Source organism: Burkholderia sp. AU4i, from assembly GCF_000466765.1.
Taxonomy (GTDB): domain Bacteria; phylum Pseudomonadota; class Gammaproteobacteria; order Burkholderiales; family Burkholderiaceae; genus Burkholderia; species Burkholderia cepacia.
Window position 1 is genome coordinate 1 of sequence record NZ_ASSI01000472.1, and the last position, 768, is coordinate 768.

Consider the following 768-nt stretch of genomic DNA (forward strand, 5'->3'; position numbering starts at 1 on the left):
CGCGACGCCGCGCGCATCATGCGCGAATACTTCGCACTGCCGGGCATCGACGCGCTGGTCGCGCACCAGGGCGCCGAGCAGGAAGTGATGCTCGGCTATTCGGACAGCAACAAGGACGGCGGCTTCCTCACGTCGAACTGGGAACTGTATCGCGCGGAACTCGCGCTCGTCGACCTGTTCCGCGACCGCAAGATCACGCTGCGGCTGTTCCACGGCCGCGGCGGCACGGTCGGCCGCGGCGGCGGACCGACCTACCAGGCGATCCTGTCGCAGCCGCCGGGCACCGTGAACGGCCAGATCCGCCTGACCGAACAGGGCGAGGTGATCGCGAGCAAGTTCGCGAACCCGGAGATCGGCCGCCGGAACCTCGAGACGGTCGTCGCCGCGACGCTCGAGGCGACGCTCCTGCCGCAGAACAACGCGCCCGCGCAGCTGCCGGCGTTCGAGGCCGCGATGCAGACGCTGTCCGATTCGGCGATGGCCGCATACCGCGCGCTCGTCTACGAAACCCCGGGCTTCACCGACTATTTCTTCTCGTCGACGCCGATCACCGAGATCGCCGAGCTGAACATCGGCAGCCGCCCTGCCTCGCGCAAGCTGCAGGATCCGAAGCAGCGCAGGATCGAGGACCTGCGCGCGATTCCGTGGGGCTTCTCATGGGGCCAGTGCCGGCTGCTGCTGACGGGCTGGTACGGCTTCGGCAGCGCGGTGAGCGCGTATCTCGACGGCGCGCAGGATGAAGCCGAGCGCACGAAGCGCGTCGCGCTG

At 69.0% G+C, this 768-nt stretch carries 1 protein-coding gene; it reads left to right on the forward strand.

The window, feature by feature from the left end; translation table 11 throughout:
* Positions 1-768: phosphoenolpyruvate carboxylase (locus L810_RS43600; protein ID WP_042978527.1), on the forward strand; the 768-nt coding region annotated here is incomplete at both ends.